The sequence below is a fragment of the Streptomyces sp. AC1-42W genome (assembly GCF_003248355.1).
Taxonomy (GTDB): domain Bacteria; phylum Actinomycetota; class Actinomycetes; order Streptomycetales; family Streptomycetaceae; genus Streptomyces.
In genome coordinates this window covers 2,963,119-2,985,973 of sequence record NZ_QKWY01000002.1, presented here as the reverse complement: position 1 = coordinate 2,985,973, position 22,855 = coordinate 2,963,119, and the positions used below count along the sequence as shown (strand labels likewise).

Genomic DNA, 22,855 nt, shown 5'->3' with positions numbered 1-22,855 from the left:
GGCCGCCGGGGACCCACCCCACCGCCCCCCGAGACGAAGGACCAGTCACCGTGCGGCACTTCGAGCACTTTCCCGTCGGCACCACGTACGAGTTGGGCGCCACAGGGCTCACGAGCGATGACATCATCGGCTACGCACGCGTCTACGACCCGATGCCGTTCCACCTCGATCCCGAGGCCGCCGCCCGCTCCCCCTTCGGCGGCCTGGTCGCCAGCGGCTGGCACACGGGCGCCGTGGTCATGGGGCAGTTCGTGCGCGCCCTGCTCGCGGACGCCGCCTGCCAGGGCTCCTACGGCATGGACGAGGTCCGGTTCCTGAAGCCGGTGCGACCCGGCGACGAAGTGCGCGGGCGGGCCACCGTGGAGGAGGCCACGCCGCATCCCAGGCGCCCGGACACGGGGACGGTCCGCTTCCTCGTCGAGGCGGTCGACCAGCACGGGGACCCGGTGTACCGGATGCGCACCCGGCTGCTGTTCGCCCGTGCGGCGGCCGCGGCCGTCGAGCGGGATGCCACTGCCGCACGGCACTGACGGGTCGTGCGACATCGCACACACAGCGCACCAGGTCCGATGAGGCGGTGCGTCCGCCCTTCCCCCTGCTCCCGTCCCTCTCCGGCCAATCCCCCGACCGGAGAGGGGCGGGCCTTCCCCTGCCCTCCTCCACCCCTTTGACCATACGCACCGTTGCGTCTAGTCTCGATCTCGTCGACCGGCTCCGGAGCGGACGCCGCAACGCGACGAGGAGGACACGCCATCGACGCCCAGCACGTTCAGGACCGGGCGGGCGGCGGGCACGCCGGCCGCACCCGCAACGGACCCCGGCGCAGCGAGGCCGCTCGCCTAGCGGTGCTGCGCGCCACCGACGATCTCCTGGTCGACGTCGGATTCCACGCCATGACGGTCGGCGCCATCGCCGAACGAGCGGGCGTCGCCAAGCAGACGATCTACCGGTGGTGGCGGTCGAAGGTGGACATCCTTCTCGACGTCCTGGACGAGGACCTGCGGGACCTGGCCTTCTGGCCCGAGCTGCCGCAGGACCCGCAGGCCACGCTGGAGCAGTACGCGACCCACGTGGGCACGGTCTTCACCGAGTCCGCCACCGGTCGCGTCCTGTTCGTACTCATCGGACACGCCCAGCACGACACGGCCACCGCCGCGGCCCTCCGCGACGAAGTACTGCGACCACAACGGCAGTACGACCGCAGACGCGTCCAGGCGGCCCTGGCCGGCTCCCTGCACTCCACGGTGACCCGGCAGGAGGCCGACCAACTCCTCGACCTTGTCGTCGGACCCGCCTTCCACCGGGCCTTCATGACGGGACGGCCGCTGGACGCCCAGTTCGCCCGGCAGTTGACCACCGCCGTCCTGGCCCTGCGGGACGGTGCCACTCCCCCCGGGACTCCGTCTCCCGACTCCTCCGCCTGAAGGGCTGCCCCATGTTCCGCACCCGTCGTCCCCGTCACACCGCCACGGTGGAAGCGGTCACCGAGATCGCCCCGCGCCTGGCGCGCATCACCCTCGGAGGCCCCGGAATGTCGGCCTTCCGCTGCGACGAACCGACCCAGTGGGTAAAGCTGTTCGTCACCGACCCGTTGGACGGCCAGACCATCGGCCGGGCCTACACCGTACGCCGCATGCATCCGTCCGCGCCGCGTATGGACATCGACGTCGTGCTGCACGGCAACGGCCCCGCCGCCCGCTGGGCCGAGGCCGCCCGCCCGGGTCAGGAGGTCTCCTTCGGCGGCCCGCGAGGTTCCTTCCGCCCCGACCTCGACGCCGGCTTCTACCTCCTGGCGGGCGACGAGAGCGCCCAACCCGCCGTCCTCACCATCGCCGAGAACCTGCCCGCCGGTATGCGCGGCGCCGTCTACCTGGAGGTGGCGGGCCCCGAGGCCCGGACCGAGGTGGCCCTGCCGGCCGGCCTGGACGTCGTGTGGGTGCACCGCGCCGGCCGGGTCAAGGGCGAAGCCCTGAGAGACGCCGTGCTCAAGGCGCCCGTCCCGCGGCAGCGGGTCGCCGCATGGGTGGCCGGGGAGTCCGGAGCCGTCCGGGACATTCGCCGTCACTTCCTGGAGGATCTCGGCCTGGACCGCCACCGCGCCTATGCCAAGGGCTACTGGAAGCGGGACGAGGCCGACCACCGGGACCCGCTCGCCTCCGACTGACGCGCGTCCCCCAAGCCCGCCTCACGCAGGTCGAGCACCCCTCACACAACCGGGTTCCCGGGCGGGCCGGGAGGGGGAGGCGGTCAGTGGCCGAGGCCCTGGGGAGTCCGTTCGCGGCCGCGCATGCGCCGGAGCAGGCCGCCCAGCATCGGCATGGTCAGCCCGGCGAACAGGAAGAGGACGGCGAGGCCGCTCAGGGCCGGGCTCAGCTTCTCCTCGACGCCGAGGGACCACGGGCTGCCGAGCGCGTGGAAGACGAGGTACGACCCCTTGGACATGGTGTAGGCGACGCCCAGGACGGCCGCGACGGCGCACAGGGTGAAGCCGGCACCGGTCCAGGGGCGGGTCGTCCGGCACCGGCGTGCCGTGCGGCCGCACATGAAGGCGAGCTCTCCGCAGGTGACCAGGACGTAGGAGAGGTAGACGAGCAGATACGCGGCCACGGAGGGCTCGTCCGCGTACGCCGTGGTGAACTCGGCGTCCCGGCCGTTCGTGGCGAGGAAGAGCGGGACCATGACGGCCAGTTCGACGACGGCCGCGAATCCGCGCTGGTACATGGCGGTACGCAGGTACTCCGGGCGGTAGGCCAGGTCCACCATCGTCATCTGCAGCGCCGCGCACCACAGGATGGCGCAGACGTGGGCCACCAGCTTCCCGGCGTTGTCCAGTCCTGTGACGTCCTCGGCGGTCTCGGCGACGGCGGGGATCGCGAAGAAGACCCCCACGGTGCACACGCCGAAGGCGACGGCGATTAACCAGGTGAACACGCGCGGGTGGTGCATGGCTCTCCGGGCGCAGAGCACGGTGACGAGCACACCTGCCACCGCGCAGGCGCCGAATATGATGCCGTCCATCAGAGACCTTCCAGTGCGTCGGCCGCGTATTGGGCGGCTTCGGTTTCGGTCCGTCGTCGCCGGGCCCGCTTCGGCTTCCCGCCGACCGGCCGGTCGTCGGGCCGGTCCTCCGGTACGCGGCCCGGTCCGCCGTCCGGTCCGTCGTCCGGTACGGGAGGAAGACCGAGGACGTCGCGCCGGTGTTCCAGCCGGGCGACCAGCGCGCGGACCTCGCTCTCCGGCAGTCCGCCCAGCAGGACGAGCACGCGGCGGGCGAGCGGGTCCTCGAAGGCTTCGAGCGCCGCGAGGTCGTCGTAGCCGGGGTGCGGCAGCAGATGGGCCGGCGGTACGTCACCGAGGGCTCGGCACAGGGCGAGGACGGTCTTGACCGTCGGGTTGTCCTGCTGGCCGCCGGCGAGTTTCGCGATGAGCGCGAACGACGCGGACGCGGGCGGGTCGGGCAGATCGTCGACGGCCCGCGACAGGGTGCGGGAGACATAGGGCCTGCCCCGCGCGTCCCTGCGGTCGGCCATGAGCGCCTTCAGCTTGTGCGCGAGGGACCGCGCTTCCGGGTGCCGGCCCTCGGTGGCCGCGCCCGGCCGGGGCTCTCCCTCGTCACAGCTCGCACTCACGTGGTGATTCTCTCTCGCCCTCATTGATCTTGCTCTTGTGTACTTTAGTTGACACGTTGTCGGACGCAAAGGCAGGATCGCAGCGACCGCCGAGAGGAGCGCCACGTGAGGCAGCACGGCTTACCCGCCCCGGTGATCGACACCGGCCGACCCCACTCCGCAAGGATCTACGACTACCTGCTCGGCGGCAAGGACAACTACCGGGTGGACGAGCGGGCCGGTGACGAGCTGGTCGCGGCCGCCTCCCAGGAGCGGGCCGGTGCCCGCGCCAACCGCGCCTTCCTGGAACGCGCGGTCCGCCATGTCGTCGCCTCGGGCGTACGGCAGATCATCGACATAGGCGCCGGGCTGCCGCACCACCCCAATGTGCACGAGGTCGCCCGCGCGACGGCGCCCGGGGTGGGCGTGGCGTACGTCGACAACGACCCGATCGTCATCGCGCACGCGGACGCCCTGCTCAGCGGGTCCGGCCGGGTCGGCGTCGCGCTCGCCGACCTCCGCGACCCGCACGGCATCGTGGAGCATCCCCGCGTCCGCGACGTCATCGACTTCGACCGGCCCGTCGCGCTGCTCCTGGTCTCCGTGCTCCACTTCCTCTCGCGCGCGGACCGGCCCGGACAGGCCGTCGCCGCCCTGCGCGACACGCTGGTGGCCGGCAGCTGTCTGGTGCTCTCGCACGCCACCGACGACTTCGCCGACTGCAGCGCGGCCCAAGCCGTCTACGCCACCGCCACCACACCGCTCACCCCGCGCTCCCGCCACGAGATCGCGGAGTTCCTCGACGGCTTCGAACTCCTGGAGCCCGGCCTCGTGCCCGTGTCGTCCTGGCGGCCGGACGCGCCGTACGCGGCCCGGACACCGGCCGGTGGCTACGGAGCGGTCGCCCGCAAGGCCGGCTGAGCACCCCGCCGGCGGCGCGCCCGGGGCGGCGCGGTCACACCGAGCAGCGGGCCGGGCCGATGGTGCCGTCCGTGCCGGTGATGGTGACCGCCTCGGTGCGGTCCGCGGTGCGGGCGCGGGCCGCCGTGCAGATGAGCTGCCGGCGGGCCACCTCGGGGAAGCCCGCAACGGGGACGTCCAGAGTGACCCGTATGCCCTGCGCGCTGAGTTCCACACCCACGTTCACCCGCAACACCGGAAGCTTCGAGCGCACGCCCGCCGCCCGCTCCCGGCTCGTCGGGCCCCGGAAGAGCAGCGCGAGCGTCGCGGGCACGCCCACCAGCGGGTCCCTGCCCAACGAGTCCCCTTCCGCGCCCGCCGAATCGGCCGGGCGGATGACCGGGAGCAGCCGGGTGGACGTGGAGACGAAGTACAGCAGAGTGCCGGACCGGCCGACCGGGGCGACCTCGACGCGCGCCGGTTCACCGGCCGCCACCACGTCCGTGGCGCGGATGCCGCACCCCGTGGCGAGCAGCAGCACCGGCAGCAGCGCGCCGAGCGCGCGTCCGGCCCTCACCGCTCCCCCAGCGGCAGGTCCACGGTGAACACCGCGCCGCCCTCGGGGCGGTTCGCCGCGCGCACCGTGCCCCCGTGCAGCCGGACGTTCTCCTGGGCGATGGCCAGGCCGAGCCCGCTGCCGGCCGACCTGGTGCGGGCCGCGTCCGCCTTGTAGAACCGGTCGAAGATGTGCGGCAGCACCGCCACGTCGATGCCGGGCCCGCTGTCCTCGACCTCGACGACGAGCCGGTCGCCGTCCTCGGTCCGCCCGGAGCGCGCCCGTACGGTCACGGGTTCGGCGCCGTGCCGCAGGGCGTTGCCGACCAGGTTGGCGACGATCACGTCGAAGCGGCGCGGGTCGAGCGCCGCCCTTACGCCATCGGCGAGTTCGGTGCCGACCCGGTCCTCCCAGCGGCGGCTCTGGAGCGTCTTGCGCACGGTCTCGGCGACATCGACCTCGTCCAGGTGGAGGCCGGCCGCGCGGGCGTCGAACCGGGACATCTCCATCAGGTCCTCTACGAGGGTGACGAGTTTGCCGGTCTCCGCGCTGATCAGGCGAACGGCGGTGGCGGTGTCGGAGCGCAGTTCACCGGCGTCCTCGTCCAGCACCTCGGTCACGGCGAGCATGCCGGCGAGCGGGGTGCGCAGTTCGTGGGAGACGTCGGAGGCGAAGCGCCTGGCCCGTTGCTCGGCCCGGCGCAGCTCGTCCACGGACTCCTGGAGCTTGGTCGAGGACTCGTTGAACGTCCGGGCGAGGCCGGCGAGTTCGTCGGAGCCCCGGACGGTGATCCGGGTGTCCAGTTCGCCCCGGCCGATGCCCGCGGCGGCCCGGCGCAGGTCGCGGACGGGGCGCAGGACGCTGCGGGCGGCGAGCAGGGCGGGTACGAGGGCGATGAGCAGGGCGGGCAGGGCGCCGTCGCGGGCGGCGGTGAGCATGGCGGCGATGTTCGCCTCCTCGTCGGCGAGCGGCAGCACGGCGTAGAGGACCAGGCCGGTGGGCCGGCTGCCGTCGCCCTGGTCGAAGAGGGCGGGCATGCCGACGGTCAGCCAGGGTTCGCCGTTCCTGACGACGCGCTGGAAGGAGCCGTGGGTGGCGGTGCGGGTGTCCTCCCGCAGTTCGTCGGTGATCACCTCGGAGGTGGGCCGGTCCGATGAGGAGACCTTCAGGTCCCCGTACTCGGCGAACACGGTCCAGCTGTGCGCGCTGCCCGCGCGGGCGAGCCCGAGGCACACCCGGCGCAGCTGCTCCGCGTCCAGCGGCAGGGTGACGGACTGGGTGCCGAGCCGGTCGCGGAACTGGGCGACGGCGGTGTCCTGGGCCTGCTGGAGGATCGCCGAGCGGGCCTCGCGGTAGGTGAGCGCGGCGGTGGTGGCGGCGCTGACGGCGGCGACGAACAGGAACGCCGCGACGAGCCGGGTGCGCAGGCCGAAGCGGGCGGCGAACGGTTTCACGCGAGGGTTGCCTTGTCGGCTCTGCCCGGCCCGGCGGCGGTCACGGGGCCGAAGCGGTAGCCGAAGCCCCGGACCGTCTGGATGTAGCGGGGGGTGCCGGGGACGTCCTCGATCTTCTGGCGGAGCCGGCGTACGCAGGCGTCGACCAGCCGGGCGTCCCCGTGGTAGCTGTGCTCCCACACGTACTCCAGGAGTTGCTGGCGGCTGAAGACCTGTTCGGGCGAGGCGGAGAGGTGGAGCAGCAGCTTGAGTTCGGAGGGGGCGAGGAGCAGGCGTTCACCGGACTTGGCGACGGTGAGGCCCGCGCGGTCCACGGTCAGTTCGCCGTGCGCCTCGGTGCCGCCGCGCCCGGCGGGGGCGGTGAGGCGGCGCAGGACGGCGCGGATGCGGGCCTCGATGACCTCGGTGCGGGCGGGTTTGACGATGTAGTCGTCGGCGCCGGCCTCCAGGCCCACGACGACGTCGAAGTCGTCGCCGCGCGCGGTGAGCATGATCACGGGCAGCTGGCTGGTCTCGCGGATGCGGCGGCAGACCTGGACGCCGTTCATGCCGGGCAGCATCAGGTCGAGGAGGACGAGGTCGGGCCGGAACTCGCCCAGCGCGGCGAGCCCGGCCTCGCCCGTGGCGACGGCCCGCAGGTCGTGGCCGCGTCTGCGCAGGCCCAGCTCGACCCCTTCGCGCACGGAGGGGTCGTCTTCGATCAGGAGCACGCGCGGCATGGCGTCAGTATCCCAGCGGTCGGGGAACGGTTTCGAACGGGCGGGCGAACGAGACGGGGTCAGCCGCGTCGCAGCCTGCCCCGGACGGCGCTCAGCGCGGTGGTCACCTCGTCGAGCCGCAACGGCCGGGCCAGCGCCGCCACCACCAGCGCCAGGACAGCCGTGCCGGCGCCGAGCGCGGCCAGGTCGCCGAGGCCGGAGCCCTCCGTGTCGACCGCGCGGGCCGCCCCGTACGCCAGCAGTCCGGCCGGTACGCAGGCGACGCCCAGCCGCACATGCGCCCATACGCCGGGCGAGCGGGCGAGCGACGGGCGCGCCGTGCCGGGCGGGGAGACCCGGCGGTGCAGTACGTACGCGGTGACGGCGAAGCCGGCGAGCAGGGCGGCGGAGTACGCGCCCGCCATGCCGGTCACCGCCCAGCGCGCGGGCAGGGTGAGGTAGGCGACGACGGTGAGTCCGGCGTTGAGGGCCGCGATCACGAGGTTCAGCAGGAACGGGGTGCGGGTGTCGCTCATCGCGTAGAAGCCCCGTGAGAGCACGTACTGCCCGGAGAAGGCGACGAGGCCGGGCGCGAACGCGGCCATCATGCCCGCCATCACCGTGATGTCGGCGTGGTCGGTGCGCCCGTAGCCGAAGACGGAGCCCATCACCCAGGGCGCGAGCGCGAGGAGCAGCGCGGCGGCCGGGACGACGACGGCGGCGGAGGTGCGCAGCGCGTACGAGAGGTCCCGGCGCACTCCGGCGAGGTCACCGGCGGCCGCCGCCCGGCTCATGCGGGGCATCAGCGCGGTGACGAGGCTGACGGTCACGATGCCCTGCGGCACGACCCACAACTGATAGGCGTAGCTGTACGCGGTGTAGCCGGCGCCGCCCGCGACGTTCTGGTCCGCCGCGTGCTGGCCGCTGGCGGTGGCGAGCCGGGTGACGACCCAGTAGGCGGCCTGGTTGGTGAGGACGAGCATGACGAGCCAGCCGGCGGCGCGCAGCGGCCGGGTCAGTCCGCTGCCGCGCCAGTCGAAGCGGGGCCGCCAGCGGAACTTCGCGCCGCGCAGCGAGGGCAGCAGGGCGAGGCTCTGTACGGCGATGCCCGCCGTGGTGCCCCAGCCCAGCCACCGCGCCTGGTCCGCGGTGAGGGTGCCGTCGGAGCCGGCGGCCGTCCAGAGGTAGAGCCCGAAGACGGCGATGATCACGAGGTTGTTGAGGACGGGCGTCCACATCATCGCGCCGAACCGGTCGCGGGAGTTGAGCACTTGGCCCAGGAGCGTGAACAGGCCGTAGAAGAAGATCTGCGGCAGGCAGTAGCGGGCCAGGGCGATGGTGAGTTCGGCCTGGTCGCCCTCGTAGGTGGGGGCGTACACCGAGACGATCAGGGGTGCGGCGAGGACGGCGAGCCCGGTGAGGACGAGGAGTCCGGTGGTGCACAGGGTGAGCAGGCGGTCGGTGTAGGCGGCGCCGCCGTCGGCGTGCTCCTTGGCGGCGCGTACGAGTTCGGGGACGAAGACGGCGTTGAGGGCGCCGCCGATGAGGAGCATGTAGAGGATGTTGGGCAGGGTGTTGGCGACCGTGTAGCCGTCCGCGCGCAGCCCGGTGCCGAGCGCGGCGACGACGATCGCCGAGCGTATGAACCCGGTGGCGCGCGAGACGATCGAGCCCGCGGCCATCACCGCGCCGCTGCGCAGCACCGAGCCGGAGCCGCGGGCGCCGGACTGCCCGGAGCCGGATTCTTCGGCGCCGGGCTGTCCGGCGTCGGGCTGCTGCGGGCCGGGCTGCTGGGCGTCGGGCTGTTCGGGAGCGGCCGCCCCGGAGGCGGTGCCGGCGGCGGTCATCGGCGGGCCAGGTACGCCTGGAACGCCCGGTACAACGTGTTGTTGGCGGCTCCGCCCACCGATGTCTCCCACTCTCCGAGGGTCTCCACGACGTGCCCGCCGGTGCCGAGCTTCCAGCGCAGCAGCCCGAAGGGGCGGTCGTCGGGATCGAGGGTGGAGGATACCCCGCGCATGTCGTACACCTCGGCGCCGCCGTCCCGTGCGTCGCACAGCATCTGCCACTGGAGGGCGTTGCTGGGGCGGACCTCGCGGCGGTGGTCGGCGGACGCGCCGGTCTGGTACCAGACCCGCCGGCCGGTGCTGATCATGGTGTGGGCGGCCAGGATCTCGCCGTCGTGCACGGCCAGGCGGAGTTTCATGCGGCCGGGGTGTTCGGCGTTGAGCGCCGCGTACTGGCGCTGGTAGTAGGCGAGCGAGCGGCCGAGCCGGAAGCCGTCGCGTTCCTCGGTGATCCTCAGCAGCCGGTGGAACTCGGGGAGTTCGGCGGCGCCGCCGGTGACGACGCTCACCCCGGCGGCGCGGGCGCGGCGCACGTTGCGGCGCCATTCCTGGTTGAGCCCGGACCACAGGTCCTCGGTGGTGCGGCCGGCGAGCGGGACCCGGAAGACGTACCGGGGCTGGGCGTCGGCGTCGTCGCCGTCCCCGCCGCAGCGCCGCCAGCCGCGGGCCCGCAGCCGGTCGGCGACGGCGGCGCCGACCGGATCGACCTCGCTGGCCAGCACGTCGCCGACGGTGCGTCCGGGGCCGGTGGCCGCCTTGAGCCGGGCGCCCTCCCAGCGCCGGTAGGCGGGGGAAGGGCCGATGCGCACGGCGAAGGCTCCGGCCGCGCGCAGATGCGCGAGCAGCGGGCGCAGCCACCGGTCCATCGCGGGATCGGCCCAGTCGGTGACGGGACCCTCGGGAAGGTAGGCGAAGTACTTCCGGGTGCCGGGGAACTGCCGGTAGAGGACGAGGGCGCTGCCGCGCGGTATGCCGCACTCGTCGTGCCAGCCGAGGCTCTCGGACCTCCAGCCCTCCTTCACACCGGCCCAGGAGGGGTGCTGGAGGAAGCCGGCGTCGGGGTGGATGGCGAGATGGGCGCGGTGCTCGTCGGCCGTGAGGCCGTGTATGCGCAGGTCCCGTTCGCGGCTGCGGTCTCCCATGGCGAGCAGCGCTGACATGTCGGTGGCCCTTCCTCGTACCTCCCGCGGTCTGTTCTGCGGGGCTGCACAGGATGCTCACAGCGGCCTGTGACCGCTCCGCGCGCCGAATGTGACCGGACGATGACCGTTGCGCTCCGCTTGCCGTCACAGAGCGCGATCCGGTTTCCGCGCGGATGTACGGAACCTAGGCTCCGGTGCGTCGCCGCCTGCGATCCGGCAGAAACCTGGAGGTTTCCCCTTGATTCCCATGACTCCTGTGATGCGCGCATATCTGGTTCCGGCGCGTCCGCCGCGGCCCGCCCGGCTCGCGCCGGCCGCCCGGTTCGCGCCGGCCGCCGGGGCCGCGGTGCTCGGCCTCGCCCTCACGGCCTGCTCCGGTGGCGCCGCCGCCACGGACCGGGGGCCGGCGGCGGGGGCGGGGCCGCTCCGTCCGAGGCGGCGGCTCCGGCCGCCATCACGGTGAGCCCGCACGGCACCTCGGCGGTGGCGGGCCGGCCGGTGACGGTGACGCTGGCGGCCGGGAAGCTGCGCGAGGTGACGGTGTCGGCCGACGGGGGCGGGGCGCTCACCGGCCGGATATCCGCCGACGGCCGGACCTGGACGTCGGACCGGATGGCGGCGCCCGGCACCACGTACCGCGTGAAGGCGCGGGACACCTCGGGCAGCGCCGACACGGCGTCGTTCACGACGCGGGCGGCGGGCAAGGTGAACAAGCTGACCCTGGCCCCCGGCAAGAACACCACGGTCGGGATCGCCCAGCCGCTGTCGATCGTGTTCGACAACCCGGTGAAGGACAAGGCCGCGGTGGAGAAGGCCCTCAAGGTGTCCACGTCGAATGACACCGAGGGCGCGTGGGGCTGGGTGCGCGACCACTCGGGCCGCGACCGCGTCGACTGGCGGCCCGAGAAGTACTGGAAGCCGGGCACCCGCATCACCCTGGACGCCGAGCTGAACGGCGTTGACTCCGGCCCGGCGGGCGGCTTCTTCGTACGGGACTACGCGACGACGTTCACGGTCGGCGCGAGCCAGGTGGTCGAGGTGAACCTGGACCGGCACCGGCTGACGCTGCGGCGCGACGGCCGTACGGTCATGGACGTACCGGTGTCGGGCGGTACGCCGGGCGGGGACAAGCGGTCGTGGCGCGGGACGGCGGTGCTGATGTCGAAGGAGGGCACGATCAACATGCGCTCCGAGACGGTGGGCCTGGGCGACGCCTACGACAAGATGGTCGACTACTCGATGCGGCTGACCTGGTCGGGCATGTACGCCCACGCGGCCCCGTGGAACGCGGCGTACTTCGGGCGGGCCAACCACAGTTCGGGGTGTGTGGGGATGAGCGACGCGGACGCCGCGGCCCTCTACCGGCAGGTCCGCGTCGGCGACCCGTTCGAGATCACCGGCAAGGACACCAAGGGCACGGTCGCGGAGGGCAACGGCTACGGGGCGTGGAACGTCTCCTGGGCCGACTGGCGGACGCGGAGCGCGCTCGGCTGACCGGTCCGCCGGCGCGCAGCTGACCTTCTTCCCGCCGTGGCGTGAAGTGATCACCGACTGCTGCCGGTCGGACCCCGCTCCCGTCTTTTTACCGCCCTCCCGGCATCAGCGTGCCGGGCTGTGCCGGTCCGACGCCCACCGCCTCCGTCTTCGGATTGCGTCGCTGCCGCTTCGCCACCCAGGTGGCGAACCAGGAGAGCAGCATGCACATCCCGATGTAGATCGGTGAGATCACCATCACCACGGGGATGAAAGGCAGATCGTAGTCCAGGTTGGACGCGATGAGCTTCCCGGCGTGGAGGAATTCCTCGTAGGTGATCAGGTAGCCCAGCGAGGTGTCCTTCAGGGCGACCACCAGTTGGCTGATGATGGTGGGCAGCATGGCGCGCACCGCCTGCGGGGCCAGGACGAACGTGGTGACCTGCGTCTTGCGCATGCCGAGCGCGTACGCGGCCTCGCACTGGCCGCGCTCGACGGAGTTGATGCCGGTGCGGAACACCTCGGCGAGCACCGAGCCGTTGTAGAGGGTGAGCCCGGTGACCAGCGCGGGGAGCGGCTGCACCTTCAGCGCCACGAAGACGAAGAAGATCATCACCAGCACGGGCATGGCGCGGAAGAACTCGACGAGGATCGTGGCGATCCAGCGCACCGGCCGGTGGTCGGAGAGCCGCCCCACCGCAAGCACGGCACCCAGCGCCAGTGAGAGGACGGCCGCGTACGCGAACGCCTTGAGGGTGTTGCCGAGGCCGCGCAGCAGGAGTTCCTGGATGCCCTTGTACTCGAAGGGTGTCCACTTGGCGGCGGTGAACTGGTCGGTGTCGAACAGGAGATACACGACCCAGCCGATGAGGGCGAGGATGAGGAGGGTCGAGACGAGCCCGTAGAGGCGGTGGCGTTTACGGGTGTGCGGGCCCGGGATGTCGTAGAGGGCGTTCGCGGCGGACGCGGTGTGGGCGGTCATCGGGCGACTCCCCAGCGCTTCTCCATCACATGGAAGAGCGCGCTGATGGTGAGGGTGATGATGAGGTACCCCACGGCGATCCAGACGAAGGTCCAGATGATGCTGTAGCCCAGTTCGTTGAGCGTCTTGTAGGTGCCGAGGAGTTCGGTGACGCTGAACGCTCCGGCGATCGCCGAGTTCTTGGCGAGCGCGATGAGCGTCGAGCCGATGGGCGGGATCACCGAGCGGAACGCCTGCGGCAGCACGATGTTGCCGAGGGTCTGCCCGAAGGTCATCCCGAGGCTGCGGGCCGCCTCGCCCTGCCCGGTGGGCACGGTGTTGATGCCGGAGCGCAGTACCTCGCAGATGAACGCGGAGGTGTAGCAGCCCAGCGCGATGACGGCGAAGACCTCGAATGGCAGCACCAGGCCGAAGCGCGGCAGGCCGAGGAGCACGGCGAAGAACAGCAGGGTGAGCGGGGTGTTGCGCAGGATCGTCACCCACACCGTGCCGAAGACGCGGAGCGAGCCGACCGGCGCCACCCGGAACGAGGCCATCACGAAGCCGAGGACCATCGCCAGGATCGAGGCGTAGACGGTGAGTTCGACGGTCCCGAGGAAACCCTTGCCGTAGAGCGAGAAATTGTCGGTGAGTACGTCCATGGGGCGGGCCGTCCTCTCAGTTCGCCGGGTAGCGGTCGATGGGCGGCGGCTCGGGCGCGGGCGCGCCGGACAGGCCGAGCGTCGCCTCGAACGCCTTCTTCCAGTTGCCGTTCTTCTCGTTGGCCTCCAGCGCGTCGTCGAGTGCGAGGCGCAGCGCGTTGTCGCCGCGCGGGACGCCGATGCCGTACGGCTCCTCGGAGAACGGTTTGCCGACGACCTTCATCTCGTCGGGTGCCTTGGCGGCGAAGCCGAGCAGGATCGCGTCGTCGGTGGTGACGACGTCCACCTGGTACGTCAGCAGGTTGTCGACGCAGATGGAGTAGGTGTCGTACGCGACGAGCTCCGCCTTCGGGTAGTCGGCGGCGATCCGCTGGTACGGGGTGGAGCCCGCGGCCGAGCAGACGGTCTTGCCGGCCAGGTCCTGGGGGCCGTGGATGTCGTTCTCGTCGGTGCGCACGAGGAGTCCCTGACCGGCCATGTAGTACGGGCCGGCGAAGCCGACGAGCTTCTTGCGCATGTCGTTGATGGTGTAGGTGCCGACGTAGTAGTCGATCTGCCCGTTCTGCAGGGCCGTCTCGCGGTTGGCGGAGGCGATCGTGCGGAAGCGGATCGTGTCGGGGGCGAAGCCGAGGGAGGCCGACAGCATGCGGGCGATCTCGATGTCGAAGCCCGAGTAGACGCCGGTCGCGGGGTCCTTCTCGCCCAGGTAGGGCTGGTCCTCCTTGGCGCCCACCCGCAGGTAGCCGCGCTTCTCGGCGTTCCGCCAGGTTCGGGAGTCCGGCAGCCGGAAGTCCGTGTCCACCTGGTAGACGGGCAGTTGGTCGGCCTTGGGGCCCTTGACCGGCGGGCTGCCCTCCTTGCCGCATCCGGCGGCGAGGACGGCGAGCAGCAGACCGGCGCAGGCGGCCAGTGCTTTTGTCGTACGCAACTCCGGGCCTCCCGTCAGTGCTTGAGGATCTTGGACAGGAAGTCCTTGGCCCGGTCGCTCTCCGGGGCGGTGAAGAAGTCCTCCGGAGTGCGGTCCTCGACGACGCAGCCGTCGGCCATGAACACCACGCGGTTGGCGGCGGAGCGGGCGAAGCCCATCTCGTGGGTGACGACGACCATGGTCATGCCCTCGCGGGCGAGTTGTCGCATCACTTCCAGGACCTCGTTGATCATTTCCGGGTCGAGTGCCGAGGTCGGCTCGTCGAACAGGAGGGCCTTGGGGTCCATGGCGAGGGCGCGGGCGATGGCGACGCGCTGCTGCTGGCCGCCGGAGAGCTGGGCGGGGAACTTGTCGGCGTGGGCGCCGAGCCCGACCCGGTCCAGCAGTTCGCGGGAGCGCTGGTCCGCCTCGTCCTTCTTGCGCTTGCGGACCTTGATCTGGGCCAGCGAGACGTTGGCGAGCACGCTCTTGTGGGCGAAGAGGTTGAACGACTGGAAGACCATGCCGACTTCGGCCCTCAGCTGGGCCAGTCCCCGCCCCTCCTCGGGGAGGGGCTGCCCGTCGATGGTGATGTGGCCCGCCTCGATCGTCTCCAGCCGGTTGATCGTCCGGCAGAGCGTCGACTTGCCGGAGCCGGACGGGCCGATGACCACCACCACCTCCCCGCGGCCGACGGTGAGATTGATGTTCTGCAGGACGTGCAACTTCCCGTAGTACTTGTTGACGTCTCGCAGCTCGATCAACGGATCGACGGCCATGCGCTGCCCTACCCACTTGTCGCTCGGTCGAGGTCAGCGCAAACTAACCAGCCCGGCAAGGCACTTCCCGACCGACACGCACCAATGGCGCATAAGGCGTTTTATCTCTTCGGATGGTCGGCCGGTGGTCCGTCAGGTGTACGGGTCAGCCCTCGGCGGACTCCGCGTACACCTGGGACAGCTCGGGGCTGCCGGAGATCGCCCAGTCCAGCCCCGCTTCCACGACGTCGATCTCGCGGCCGGAGGCGAGCCGGACGACGGGCTGGCCGCTCGGCCAGATGTGCCACTGCGCCCCGGCGACATTGCGCACCAGCACCGTGCCGAGGTAGAGGCCCGCGTCGTTGCCCAGCCAGGGCAGTTCCTCGGGATCGTCGCGCCAGCGCGGCGGCAGCTGGTCCAGCTCCTCCAACGAGGCGGGGCTGTCGTCCAGTTCGATGCCGCGCTCCCCCACCCGGACCCGGAGCAGCTCGCACTCGGCGAGCAGCGCGGCCACGCCCTCCGGATCGGCGTCGGCGGCACCCGCGAGCCCCGTCCGCCGCGCCGCGCCGTGACGCTTACGCCAGTTGTCCAGGAAAGGGATGTTCATACCACTCAGAATCGCATCCCGGTCCGCCCGCGCACCACAGGGCGCGCGGGCCGCGGGCGGCTCAGAGATCGAGGTCGACCACCACGGGGGCGTGGTCGGAGGCCCCCTTGCCCTTGCGTTCCTCGCGGTCCACGTAACTGTCGCCCACGGCGGCGGTGAAGGGGGCGTTGCCGTAGACGAGGTCGATGCGCATGCCCTTGTTCTTGGGGAAGCGCAGCTCGCGGTAGTCCCAGAAGGTGTAGGGGCGGTCGTACTTCAGGGGGCGGGGCATCACATCGGACAGGCCCTCGGCGCGCAGCGCGGCCAGCGCCTCGCGCTCGGCGGGCGTGACATGCGTGGCCCCCTCGAACAGAGCCGGGTCCCAGACGTCCTCGTCGGTCGGGGCGACGTTGAAGTCGCCGAGCACGGCGAAGGGGGCCGGGCCCGCGGCGTCGGCGGCGACCGCCTTGCGCAGCGCCTCCAGCCAGCGCAGCTTGTACGCGTAGTGCTCGTGGGCGACCTCGCGGCCGTTGGGCACGTACACCGACCAGAGCCGCACCGGGCCGCAGGTCGCGCTGATCGCGCGGGGCTCCTGCGCGGTCTCGTACGCCGGCCCGTCCGGCAGGCCGAGGACGATGTCGGACAGGCCGACGCGGGAGAGCAGCGCCACGCCGTTCCACCGGCCGGTGGCGTTGACCGCGGACTCGTAGCCGGCCTCGCGGAGCGCGTCCGCCGGGAACTGCTCGGCGGTGCACTTGGTCTCCTGGACGCACAGCACGTCCGTGCCGCTGCTCTCCAGCCAGGCCAGCAGCCTCGGCAGACGGGCGGTGATCGAGTTGACGTTCCAGGTCGCGATGCGCATGTACGTAAACCTAACGCCTGCCACTGACAGCCGCCGGGGCGGCGGGCGGTCAGAGGGCCGTCGAGTCGCCCGGCGTCATCCTGCCGTGGTCGGCGCCGCCCAGTTCGCCGATCTGCCGGTCGTAGATCGGCCGGGCCAGGTCGGTGAGCAGCGCGTCGTGGATGTCGATCGCGCGCCGCGGCTTCACCTCGCGGACGTAGTCGATGACCTCGGAGATCTTGTTCCACGGGGCCATCACGGGCAGCATCAGCGTGTCCACGGCCCGGCCGGGCACGGTGAGGGCGTCGCCGGGGTGGAAGACCTGGCCGTCGACGAGGAAGCCGATGTTGGTGACGCGCGGGATGTCGGGGTGGATGACGGCGTGGAGTTCGCCGTGCACCTCGATGTCGAACCCGGCGGCCGTGATCGTGTCGCCGTCGCCCACGGTGTGCACGCGCCCGGGGAAGGCGGCGCTCAGCCGGTCGGCGACGCTGCGCAGGGTCCAGATCTCGGCGGCCGGGTCGGCCTCCATCCCGGCCCGCAGCCGTCCCTCGTCGAAGTGGTCGGGGTGCTCGTGCGTCACGAGGATCACCCGGGCGCCGATGGCGGCGTCCCGCTCCGAGAAGCCGCCCGGATCGATGACGAGCGCGCGCCCGTCCTTCTCCAGGCGGATGCAGGAGTGCGACTGCTTGGTCAGCGTGAGCGCGGACGGCCCCGGGCGCTCCGTGTTCTCGGCGTGCTGGATGCTCATGCGTCCATCCTGCTACGCGGGCGGCGTCGTTTCCGCCCGAATCACCGACTGCGCGATCGTGAAGGCGGCGCTCGCGGCCGGAATCCCGCAGTAGACGGCCGTCTGCATCAGCACCTCCCGGATCTCGGCCGGGGTCAGGCCGTTGCGCAGGGCGGCCCTGGTGTGCGCGGCCAGGCTCTCCAGCCGGCCGGAGGCCACCAGCGCGGTGAGCGTGACGGTGCTGCGGGTGCGCCGGTCCAGCCCGTCACGGCTCCACACCTCGCCCCAGGCGTACCGGGTGACGAGTTCCTGGAAGTCGCCGGCGAAGTCGTCGGCATCGGCCAGCGCCGCGTCCACCTGGGCGTCGCCGAGGACCTCGCGGCGCAGCCGCATGCCGGGCTCGTACGGGTCGGGTCGCCCGCCGGGCGGGGCGTCGGGGGCCGGTACGGCGGCGATCTCCGCGACGGGCTGCACGGGGGCGGTGAGCCGGGGCACGGAGTCGGGCATGGGGATGGCCGCCTGGGTGTCCTGCCAGGCGGTGGAGAAGTGGGTGAGCAGGAGGTCGGTGACCGCGCCGGGCTGCTCGACGGGGGCGAGGTGGGAGGCGCCGGGCACCAGGGCGAGCCGGGCGTCCGGGATGCCCGCGACCAGGGTCCGCGCGTCGCCGGGGCCGGTGACCTGGTCCTCCGCCCCGACCAGGACGAGGGTGGGGACCGGGATGCGGCTCAGTTCCGTACGGATGTCGAAGGCGGCCAATGCCTCGCAGGCGGCGATGTAGCACCCCGGATCGGTGGTGCGCACCATCTGTACGGCCCACTCGACGATCGCGGGCTGCGCGGCGGCGTACGCGGGCGTGAACCAGCGCTCGGGCGCGGTGCGGGCCATGGGCTCCAGGCCGTTGGTGCGGACGATGACCCCGCGCTGCCGGAACTCGTCGGCGCTGCCGAACCGGGCCGAGGACGCCACCAGGGCGAGCGCGGCGACCCGGTGCGGCTGCCGCAGCGCGAGGTCGGCCCCGATCGCGCCGCCGATCGAGCACCCCACGTACCCGAACCGCTGCACCCCGACACCGTCGAGCGTGGCCAGCAGCCGGTCGCCCAGTTCCGACACGGCGGCGGCGGGCCGGGCGGGCGCGCCGCCGTGACCGGGGAGGTCGTAGCGGAAGACCCTCCAGTGCCGGGTGAGCTCGGGTATCTGCCGATCCCACATGTGCCAGGTGGTACCGAGCGAGGGCCCGATGACCAGGACGGGGGCGTCTTCCGGCCCGTCGAAGCGGTATTGCAGGGTGTTCGGTGTCTCACTCACGCCCCGCACCCTCTCACGTCTCACAAAATCTCACACAGCTGGGGAAAGCCGACTGGCCCGATGCATCCCAGCTCGGCTCGTCGAGTACCGCCGACGCCTTCATCGATCGGCAATGAGCCTCTCAGGGTGCATGGGCGGCCGCGACGCAGCGTGTCCTGTCGGCCGCACTCGCGCCTGGTCCACGTCGACCACGAACCGGTATCGCACCTGCCCCTTAGAATTGGGGGAAGCTTCTTGATCGGATCAAGCAGGGGTACTCGCACTCCTTCTGTGCGTGGCCTACGTTGACTAGGCACCAGCACAAACGATCGGCAGCGGACCAGCACCGTTCCACGCCAAGGCGCAAAGCGGAATCCGACGGGGAACGCAGCTCCACCGCCAAGCACAGCCGCCTATGCGAACGCGCTTCGATGATCATCACGATCGCCGGTTCGGCCAACCGGCGATCTTCGTCTATGGGCTGACCGACCACATGGTTCAGGGTGTTGTACGTTGACATACCCCAGCGACTACTTCCACCCCTTCCAGCGTCTTTCTCGTCTGCCGTGAGCGAATGAGGAAAAGATTCGCTGCATCGCGGAGACAACTCCCGCAGCAGTTGGCCGGGGCGCGGTCAAAGGTCGGGCCGGCCTGGCGAGGATGGGTGCGCCGCACCGGACGAAGTCGACCTCACGCAGGCGCCATTCGAGGCGATAGCGGGCATGCAGACCAGCCGACGAACCCGGCCGAGACCCAGTTCCTGGCGATCGGCCTCGGGGCAGCGGCCTGGCTGGTCGAGGCCGCAGCGACCGGTGTCCGCCGAATCCGGGCGAAGATGACCGACGCGGTCGCGCTCGCCAAGCTCTACGGCACCGCCGACGTCGACCGCGCGCTCGGCACCGCCGCGACGGTCGGACGGTTCGCCGAGGGCGACCTGCAGTCGGTCCTCGACCACCAGGGTGAGCACGACCACGCAGAGCCGATTCGCCGCAGCGAGACCCACAGCCTGCAGCCGGGCACCTCCGCCTGGTCAGGCTTCGGCTCGACCCGAGCCCTCGGGTTCCTCGTCGACCAGGCCGCAGGAGAACGGGAAAGCCTCCAAGAACTCCCGCCGCCCTGAGTCCTGCTCGGCCTCGGCCAGATCCGCGTGGACGGTCAGGAAGCGGTCGCGCTGGTCCTGCGGCAGCCGCCCCAGCACCCAGGCGACGCTCTCCATCATCCTCACCGCGGAGTCGGGGTCGACCTCGTCGTCCTCGCAGCTGTCGAGAAAGCAGACGACATCGACGACGAGTCCGGCAAGGACAGGCACCAGGGGGTCCGTGTCAGTCATCCGGGCAACCTATCCGCCCCCCCATGACAACACCACCATCACCTGGCCGACGGGCGTCCCGCACCGGCCCTGACCTGGAAAAAGTACTTTCATGAACGACAGCCCTGCCCAACTCGCCGCGACACTGCCCCGCATGCAAGCACCCGCTTCGGCAGTCGCCGCAACATCAGGGGCCGCGTTCGACGAGGCGATCACCCTGACCCGGCGACTGAAGCTGCCGCACATCCGCCGAGCGATGACGGAGATCATCCCCACCGCTAAGAACCTCTGACGGAATGCCCTGCGCAGTCTTGAGGCCCATGGCGGAGGTGAACGAACATGATTGCTAGTGTCCCAACGTGACCCTGACTGACCTCAACACCGGCTTTCGTGATGACGAGCAGCGGCGGCGCGTCCAGAAGGTCATTCATGATCGCCTCGCAGACGACCGTGACCCGCAGGAATGCCGCTTCCTCATGAGGTTCTGGTGGCAGCTGCTCATGTCGTACCAAGAGGTATCGATGGACGAGCTCAGCCGGAACGTTGGTAAGCCGAAGCTGGACGTGATCGAGGTGCTGATCGGTGCTCTCAGGTCGTCCCATGCCGAGATCGACGCCTGGATTGCCACTACCGAGCGTAACTTCCCCGTGATCGAGGATCGCGGGTTCGCGGCCGCCCAGGACAACGACGGTTAACGCCCCTCGAGCTTCTTCAGTCGCCCGCCAACAGAAACGCACGTTCCACGACCCAGCGTTGGGCGCCGAACCCGGAACCGTGTTCGGCGCCTCGTCGGGCGATTTGAGGCTTCACGCCAAGCTTCCAGACCAGTCGCCGGTACCTGTCGTGGTCGTAGCCGCGGTCGCCGAGCACTATTTGTTGCTGGTCGTCTCCGGCTCCCCGGCCCTCGTCGACCGCCACCTCGACAAGGCTTTCGACAAGGCCACGGCAACGAGCTGAGGCGGATCATCCGTCCACCGGGGCGTCGTTCAGTTCGAACGACGCCCCTTGTGGGTAGGCCCGGCCGCCCATGAAGGCTGCGGGGCCGGCGAGGCGGGCGGGGCCGTGGGCGCCATTCCCACATCGGAGCTCGGGGCGGTGGAAGATCATGCACAGGCGTTCGGCCTCGTCCTGGACCGTGCGCTTGCAGCCCGCAGCAGACAGCAGCGCAGCCAGAGTCGTACGGTCCAGCCGGGCTGCCGCACGCGGGGTGGGGCCGGCGGCGAGCACGGCTCGCGCCTGAGAACTGCGCAGCCCGCCGACGCTCGCCGGCCACGCTGCCACGGCCGCGGGCCAGATCCGCATCAGCCCTGCCCGATGGGCGTGTGCCACGACGCGGAGAGCCTCCGCCTCCAGTGAGGATGCGACGACAGGGCGAGCCAGGCCCGCCAGAGTCATCGCGGCGATCAGCCTCGCGCCGGCACGGTCCGACTTGGAGATCCCTTGTGCCGCGCGGTGACGGGCGGCACGGGCGGGGTCCACGTGTACGACGTCCATCCCGGAAGCCGCCAGCACGCGGGCGAACAAGAGACCCACGTCCTCGATCCCCGTGACGGTCGCTCACCACCGGCGTGCCAGCGGAGCGAGGAACTCCCGGTAGCGGGCAACAGGGTCCGGGCCTCGGCGTAGACGATCCGGGTCTCACCGACGACCGCACCCGACCGGTCGACCACGGCGACATCGAACCACTGGTCCGACCAGTCGCAACCTGAAAAGAGCAAACAACCACCGCCGGAAGATAGAAGAAGGGGAGCGCGCGTGGGCCCTAGGGTCCGTCGTCAAACCGCCTCGCGGGGGTGCGTGCGCCGGCGAGGAAGGCCGCGAGTCCGGTGTCGAAGTCCATGGCGGAGGGGACGAACAGGACGGTCCGGTCGGGTGCGACGTACACCTTGCCGCCGCCGCGCCCGGTCTGTACAACGCACACGCCCGCGCCGTCCGCCAGCTCGACGACGTTCACCCCCGCGCCCGGTGCGAGGCCGAGGAACGCCTTGCCGACCTCGGTCAGTTGTTTGGTAACGGCCCTCGGCGGTGGGGGCGCAGGAGGCAGGTCGGTCACGCGTGCCTTCACATCCCGGGGCCTGCAGCCGCACCCGCCGGGCGGCCAGGCGCGTGAACTCGCCGCCCCCCCGCTCGGGGAAGCACGCCTCCTCGTTGCTGTGCACGTGGATCTGCCCCACACAGGGCGGCCCACCCGACGCCGGCTGCCGGCACACGACCTCACGCCGGCAGTACGCACACCGCATGACCTCTCCTCGTCCCCCGGTCGCTCCCACGCCCGCCCCTCAGCTCGCCTCGATGTCGCGGGCAGTGAAGGTCTCCCACCTGCCCGGTGCGACCAGTGTGCCGTCGTCCACGGCGATGACGCGCTTCAGGTTCGGCAGCAGCGCCAGTCCGTCCAGGGAGCGGATCTCGAAGAGGTCGTCCTCGCCGCCCGGGCCGGGGCGCACTGCCGCTGAAGAACCCGCGCGGTGCCGCGACCCGGTACGACAAGGCCGCCGCCTTCTACGAAGCGGCGGCAACGCTCGCGTCGTTCCCGCTCTGGGCAAAATCACTTCGAAGACGGGCCCTAGCCGGCCGGCGCCCGCAGCAGCCGCTCCTGGGTAGCGCCGAGCGCGGGCTCGGCCCATGCCTGCCATCAAGCCGGTCCCGCATCGTCGTACTCGGCCGTGAGAACGCGCGGGTCGGAGTCCTGGATCAGTGGCGGAATCTCGCCGAGGCTGATGTGCGAGGTAAACGTCGGGTCCATCGCTCGCTCCTCCGGTCGGCGGATTCAGTTGCCGCCGGCACGGCGGCGGGGTCGGCGCGGGGGCACCTGAACGGGGCCCTGCCACGTCAGGGCGACAGCGACTTCGGTCGGCAGATGGCCGAGCTGGGCGCCCTCGTCCCGCCCTTCGGCGAGACAGACGACGGCCCGACCAGTCTCGTCCACAGACGTCAACACGCTCTCGATGCTGTGAGCCATCGGGAAGAACGGGTTCATGGCCAGATGGACCGGAGCCCTCCGATCATGGGCGGACAACAGATCAATAAGATCACCGACGGTCATCTCCGATGACGTCACGAACAGCCTCCTGGGGTGGGGTCGGCGGGCGGTGACAAGGATCGGCCTCCGGTACCCGACCAGCGGCCGAGCAACAGCGCT

General features: G+C 71.4%; 27 protein-coding genes and 3 pseudogenes. 9 read left to right on the top strand and 21 right to left on the bottom strand.

The window, feature by feature from the left end:
• Nucleotides 1-50 precede the first annotated feature (50 nt).
• From DNK56_RS31195 to DNK56_RS31185, 3 genes are all read left to right on the top strand, one after another.
• Nucleotides 51-530, top strand: coding sequence for a MaoC family dehydratase (locus tag DNK56_RS31195; protein ID WP_158558459.1), 480 nt, complete (start codon nt 51-53; stop codon nt 528-530).
• 153 nt (nt 531-683) lie between these two features.
• Nucleotides 684-1,424: a TetR/AcrR family transcriptional regulator gene (locus DNK56_RS31190; protein ID WP_199563567.1), complete on the top strand. Its 741-nt coding sequence runs from the start codon at nt 684-686 to the stop codon at nt 1,422-1,424.
• Between the two features lie 11 nt (nt 1,425-1,435).
• Nucleotides 1,436-2,164 (top strand): siderophore-interacting protein, encoded by a 729-nt coding sequence (locus DNK56_RS31185; protein ID WP_111339107.1) that lies wholly within the window; start codon nt 1,436-1,438, stop codon nt 2,162-2,164.
• 83 nt (nt 2,165-2,247) lie between these two features.
• On the opposite strand, the gene DNK56_RS31180 is transcribed toward DNK56_RS31185, so the two are convergent.
• On the bottom strand, nt 2,248-3,018 hold the full coding sequence (locus DNK56_RS31180) for a hypothetical protein (protein ID WP_111339106.1): 771 nt from the start codon (nt 3,016-3,018) through the stop codon (nt 2,248-2,250).
• Entirely contained in the window at nt 3,018-3,629 is a 612-nt protein-coding gene (locus DNK56_RS31175) for a hypothetical protein (protein WP_241990144.1), read from the bottom strand. The genes DNK56_RS31180 and DNK56_RS31175 overlap by 1 nt, the downstream gene beginning before the upstream one ends.
• Nucleotides 3,630-3,734: 105 nt before the next feature.
• On the opposite strand from DNK56_RS31175, the gene DNK56_RS31170 reads away from it, so the two are divergent.
• On the top strand, nt 3,735-4,529 hold the full coding sequence (locus DNK56_RS31170) for an SAM-dependent methyltransferase (protein WP_111339105.1): 795 nt from the start codon (nt 3,735-3,737) through the stop codon (nt 4,527-4,529).
• Between the two features lie 34 nt (nt 4,530-4,563).
• On the opposite strand, the gene DNK56_RS31165 is transcribed toward DNK56_RS31170, so the two are convergent.
• The 5 genes from DNK56_RS31165 to DNK56_RS31145 are packed head-to-tail and all read right to left on the bottom strand — an operon-like array spanning nt 4,564 to nt 10,223.
• Nucleotides 4,564-5,085 carry a hypothetical protein gene (locus DNK56_RS31165; RefSeq protein ID WP_111339104.1) on the bottom strand — a complete coding sequence of 174 codons (522 nt, stop codon included), beginning with the start codon at nt 5,083-5,085 and terminating at the stop codon, nt 4,564-4,566.
• Entirely contained in the window at nt 5,082-6,518 is a 1,437-nt protein-coding gene (locus tag DNK56_RS31160) for a sensor histidine kinase (RefSeq protein WP_111339103.1), read from the bottom strand. The genes DNK56_RS31165 and DNK56_RS31160 overlap by 4 nt, the downstream gene beginning before the upstream one ends.
• Nucleotides 6,515-7,237, bottom strand: coding sequence for a response regulator transcription factor (locus DNK56_RS31155; protein WP_111339102.1), 723 nt, complete (start codon nt 7,235-7,237; stop codon nt 6,515-6,517). Before DNK56_RS31155 ends, DNK56_RS31160 begins: the two co-directional genes overlap by 4 nt.
• A 59-nt stretch (nt 7,238-7,296) precedes the next feature.
• Complete coding sequence (gene murJ, locus DNK56_RS31150; protein ID WP_111339101.1) at nt 7,297-9,063, bottom strand: murein biosynthesis integral membrane protein MurJ; 1,767 nt, start codon at nt 9,061-9,063, stop codon at nt 7,297-7,299.
• The gene (locus DNK56_RS31145) at nt 9,060-10,223 is read right to left on the bottom strand and encodes a lipid II:glycine glycyltransferase FemX (protein WP_111339100.1); all 1,164 of its coding nucleotides are present in this window, start codon (nt 10,221-10,223) and stop codon (nt 9,060-9,062) included. The genes murJ and DNK56_RS31145 overlap by 4 nt, the downstream gene beginning before the upstream one ends.
• A gap of 241 nt (nt 10,224-10,464) precedes the next feature.
• Here DNK56_RS31145 and DNK56_RS31140 point away from each other — a divergent pair.
• Nucleotides 10,465-11,699: pseudogene (locus DNK56_RS31140) on the top strand (Ig-like domain-containing protein).
• An 88-nt stretch (nt 11,700-11,787) separates the two neighbouring features.
• Here the strand turns inward: DNK56_RS31140 and DNK56_RS31135 are convergent.
• The 8 genes from DNK56_RS31135 to pcaDC all read right to left on the bottom strand — a co-directional run bounded on the left by DNK56_RS31135 (nt 11,788) and on the right by pcaDC (nt 18,428).
• Nucleotides 11,788-12,660 carry an amino acid ABC transporter permease gene (locus DNK56_RS31135; RefSeq protein ID WP_111339099.1) on the bottom strand — a complete coding sequence of 291 codons (873 nt, stop codon included), beginning with the start codon at nt 12,658-12,660 and terminating at the stop codon, nt 11,788-11,790.
• Nucleotides 12,657-13,301, bottom strand: a complete 645-nt coding sequence (locus tag DNK56_RS31130; RefSeq protein WP_111339098.1) for an amino acid ABC transporter permease — start codon at nt 13,299-13,301, stop codon at nt 12,657-12,659. The genes DNK56_RS31135 and DNK56_RS31130 overlap by 4 nt, the downstream gene beginning before the upstream one ends.
• Before the next feature lie 16 nt (nt 13,302-13,317).
• Nucleotides 13,318-14,229 (bottom strand): glutamate ABC transporter substrate-binding protein, encoded by a 912-nt coding sequence (locus tag DNK56_RS31125; protein WP_111339097.1) that lies wholly within the window; start codon nt 14,227-14,229, stop codon nt 13,318-13,320.
• A 14-nt stretch (nt 14,230-14,243) separates the two neighbouring features.
• Nucleotides 14,244-14,987 (bottom strand): amino acid ABC transporter ATP-binding protein, encoded by a 744-nt coding sequence (locus DNK56_RS31120; RefSeq protein ID WP_111339096.1) that lies wholly within the window; start codon nt 14,985-14,987, stop codon nt 14,244-14,246.
• A 145-nt stretch (nt 14,988-15,132) separates the two neighbouring features.
• A complete protein-coding gene (locus DNK56_RS31115; RefSeq protein ID WP_111339095.1) occupies nt 15,133-15,573 on the bottom strand; it encodes a DUF6278 family protein in 441 nt (146 codons plus the stop codon).
• A 61-nt stretch (nt 15,574-15,634) separates the two neighbouring features.
• Entirely contained in the window at nt 15,635-16,414 is a 780-nt protein-coding gene (locus DNK56_RS31110) for an exodeoxyribonuclease III (protein ID WP_111339094.1), read from the bottom strand.
• Nucleotides 16,415-16,463: 49 nt separating this feature from the next.
• Complete coding sequence (locus DNK56_RS31105; protein WP_111339093.1) at nt 16,464-17,144, bottom strand: MBL fold metallo-hydrolase; 681 nt, start codon at nt 17,142-17,144, stop codon at nt 16,464-16,466.
• Nucleotides 17,145-17,156: 12 nt separating this feature from the next.
• Nucleotides 17,157-18,428, bottom strand: a complete 1,272-nt coding sequence (gene pcaDC, locus DNK56_RS31100; protein ID WP_111339092.1) for a bifunctional 3-oxoadipate enol-lactonase/4-carboxymuconolactone decarboxylase PcaDC — start codon at nt 18,426-18,428, stop codon at nt 17,157-17,159.
• Between the two features lie 724 nt (nt 18,429-19,152).
• Between pcaDC and DNK56_RS36320 the strand changes: the two are divergent.
• A pseudogene (locus DNK56_RS36320) lies at nt 19,153-19,527 on the top strand (hypothetical protein); the annotation flags it as partial.
• On the opposite strand, the gene DNK56_RS31095 reads toward DNK56_RS36320, so the two are convergent.
• The gene (locus tag DNK56_RS31095; RefSeq protein WP_111339091.1) at nt 19,438-19,737 is read right to left on the bottom strand and encodes a hypothetical protein; all 300 of its coding nucleotides are present in this window, start codon (nt 19,735-19,737) and stop codon (nt 19,438-19,440) included. The pseudogene DNK56_RS36320 and the gene DNK56_RS31095 overlap by 90 nt on opposite strands.
• Nucleotides 19,738-19,828: 91 nt before the next feature.
• Here DNK56_RS31095 and DNK56_RS31090 point away from each other — a divergent pair, with 91 nt between their 5' ends.
• From DNK56_RS31090 to DNK56_RS36885, 3 genes are all read left to right on the top strand, one after another.
• Complete coding sequence (locus DNK56_RS31090) at nt 19,829-20,008, top strand: hypothetical protein (RefSeq protein ID WP_274543549.1); 180 nt, start codon at nt 19,829-19,831, stop codon at nt 20,006-20,008.
• A gap of 67 nt (nt 20,009-20,075) precedes the next feature.
• Entirely contained in the window at nt 20,076-20,411 is a 336-nt protein-coding gene (locus DNK56_RS31085) for a hypothetical protein (RefSeq protein ID WP_111339090.1), read from the top strand.
• A gap of 58 nt (nt 20,412-20,469) precedes the next feature.
• Nucleotides 20,470-20,673 (top strand): hypothetical protein, encoded by a 204-nt coding sequence (locus DNK56_RS36885; protein ID WP_111339089.1) that lies wholly within the window; start codon nt 20,470-20,472, stop codon nt 20,671-20,673.
• 6 nt (nt 20,674-20,679) lie between these two features.
• Here the strand turns inward: DNK56_RS36885 and DNK56_RS31075 are convergent, their stop codons facing one another.
• The 5 genes and pseudogenes from DNK56_RS31075 to DNK56_RS31065 form a co-directional block, all read right to left on the bottom strand.
• Nucleotides 20,680-21,249, bottom strand: a complete 570-nt coding sequence (locus DNK56_RS31075) for a hypothetical protein (protein ID WP_111339088.1) — start codon at nt 21,247-21,249, stop codon at nt 20,680-20,682.
• Nucleotides 21,250-21,478: 229 nt separating this feature from the next.
• On the bottom strand, nt 21,479-21,769 hold the full coding sequence (locus tag DNK56_RS31070; RefSeq protein WP_241990143.1) for a hypothetical protein: 291 nt from the start codon (nt 21,767-21,769) through the stop codon (nt 21,479-21,481).
• Nucleotides 21,770-21,995: 226 nt separating this feature from the next.
• Nucleotides 21,996-22,160, bottom strand: coding sequence for a DUF6892 domain-containing protein (locus DNK56_RS35605; RefSeq protein WP_199563728.1), 165 nt, complete (start codon nt 22,158-22,160; stop codon nt 21,996-21,998).
• A 119-nt stretch (nt 22,161-22,279) separates the two neighbouring features.
• Nucleotides 22,280-22,471, bottom strand: a pseudogene (locus DNK56_RS36880) (DUF317 domain-containing protein); the annotation flags it as partial.
• Between the two features lie 12 nt (nt 22,472-22,483).
• Nucleotides 22,484-22,774: a hypothetical protein gene (locus DNK56_RS31065; RefSeq protein WP_111339087.1), complete on the bottom strand. Its 291-nt coding sequence runs from the start codon at nt 22,772-22,774 to the stop codon at nt 22,484-22,486.
• Nucleotides 22,775-22,855 lie beyond the last annotated feature (81 nt).

What these genes read in the sequence shown, in the direction of transcription:
- DNK56_RS31145 (WP_111339100.1), bottom strand. Translation starts at nt 10,223, where the DNA reads ATGTCAGCGCTGCTCGCCATGGGAGACCGCAGCCGCGAACGGGACCTG.
- DNK56_RS31120 (WP_111339096.1), bottom strand. Translation starts at nt 14,987, where the DNA reads ATGGCCGTCGATCCGTTGATCGAGCTGCGAGACGTCAACAAGTACTAC.
- DNK56_RS31105 (WP_111339093.1), bottom strand. Translation starts at nt 17,144, where the DNA reads ATGAGCATCCAGCACGCCGAGAACACGGAGCGCCCGGGGCCGTCCGCG.
- DNK56_RS31135 (WP_111339099.1), bottom strand. Translation starts at nt 12,660, where the DNA reads ATGACCGCCCACACCGCGTCCGCCGCGAACGCCCTCTACGACATCCCG.
- DNK56_RS31185 (WP_111339107.1), top strand. Translation starts at nt 1,436, where the DNA reads ATGTTCCGCACCCGTCGTCCCCGTCACACCGCCACGGTGGAAGCGGTC.
- DNK56_RS31155 (WP_111339102.1), bottom strand. Translation starts at nt 7,237, where the DNA reads ATGCCGCGCGTGCTCCTGATCGAAGACGACCCCTCCGTGCGCGAAGGG.
- DNK56_RS31090 (WP_274543549.1), top strand. Translation starts at nt 19,829, where the DNA reads ATGAACGACAGCCCTGCCCAACTCGCCGCGACACTGCCCCGCATGCAA.
- DNK56_RS31115 (WP_111339095.1), bottom strand. Translation starts at nt 15,573, where the DNA reads ATGAACATCCCTTTCCTGGACAACTGGCGTAAGCGTCACGGCGCGGCG.
- DNK56_RS31095 (WP_111339091.1), bottom strand. Translation starts at nt 19,737, where the DNA reads ATGACTGACACGGACCCCCTGGTGCCTGTCCTTGCCGGACTCGTCGTC.
- murJ (WP_111339101.1), bottom strand. Translation starts at nt 9,063, where the DNA reads ATGACCGCCGCCGGCACCGCCTCCGGGGCGGCCGCTCCCGAACAGCCC.
- DNK56_RS31110 (WP_111339094.1), bottom strand. Translation starts at nt 16,414, where the DNA reads ATGCGCATCGCGACCTGGAACGTCAACTCGATCACCGCCCGTCTGCCG.
- DNK56_RS31180 (WP_111339106.1), bottom strand. Translation starts at nt 3,018, where the DNA reads ATGGACGGCATCATATTCGGCGCCTGCGCGGTGGCAGGTGTGCTCGTC.
- DNK56_RS31130 (WP_111339098.1), bottom strand. Translation starts at nt 13,301, where the DNA reads ATGGACGTACTCACCGACAATTTCTCGCTCTACGGCAAGGGTTTCCTC.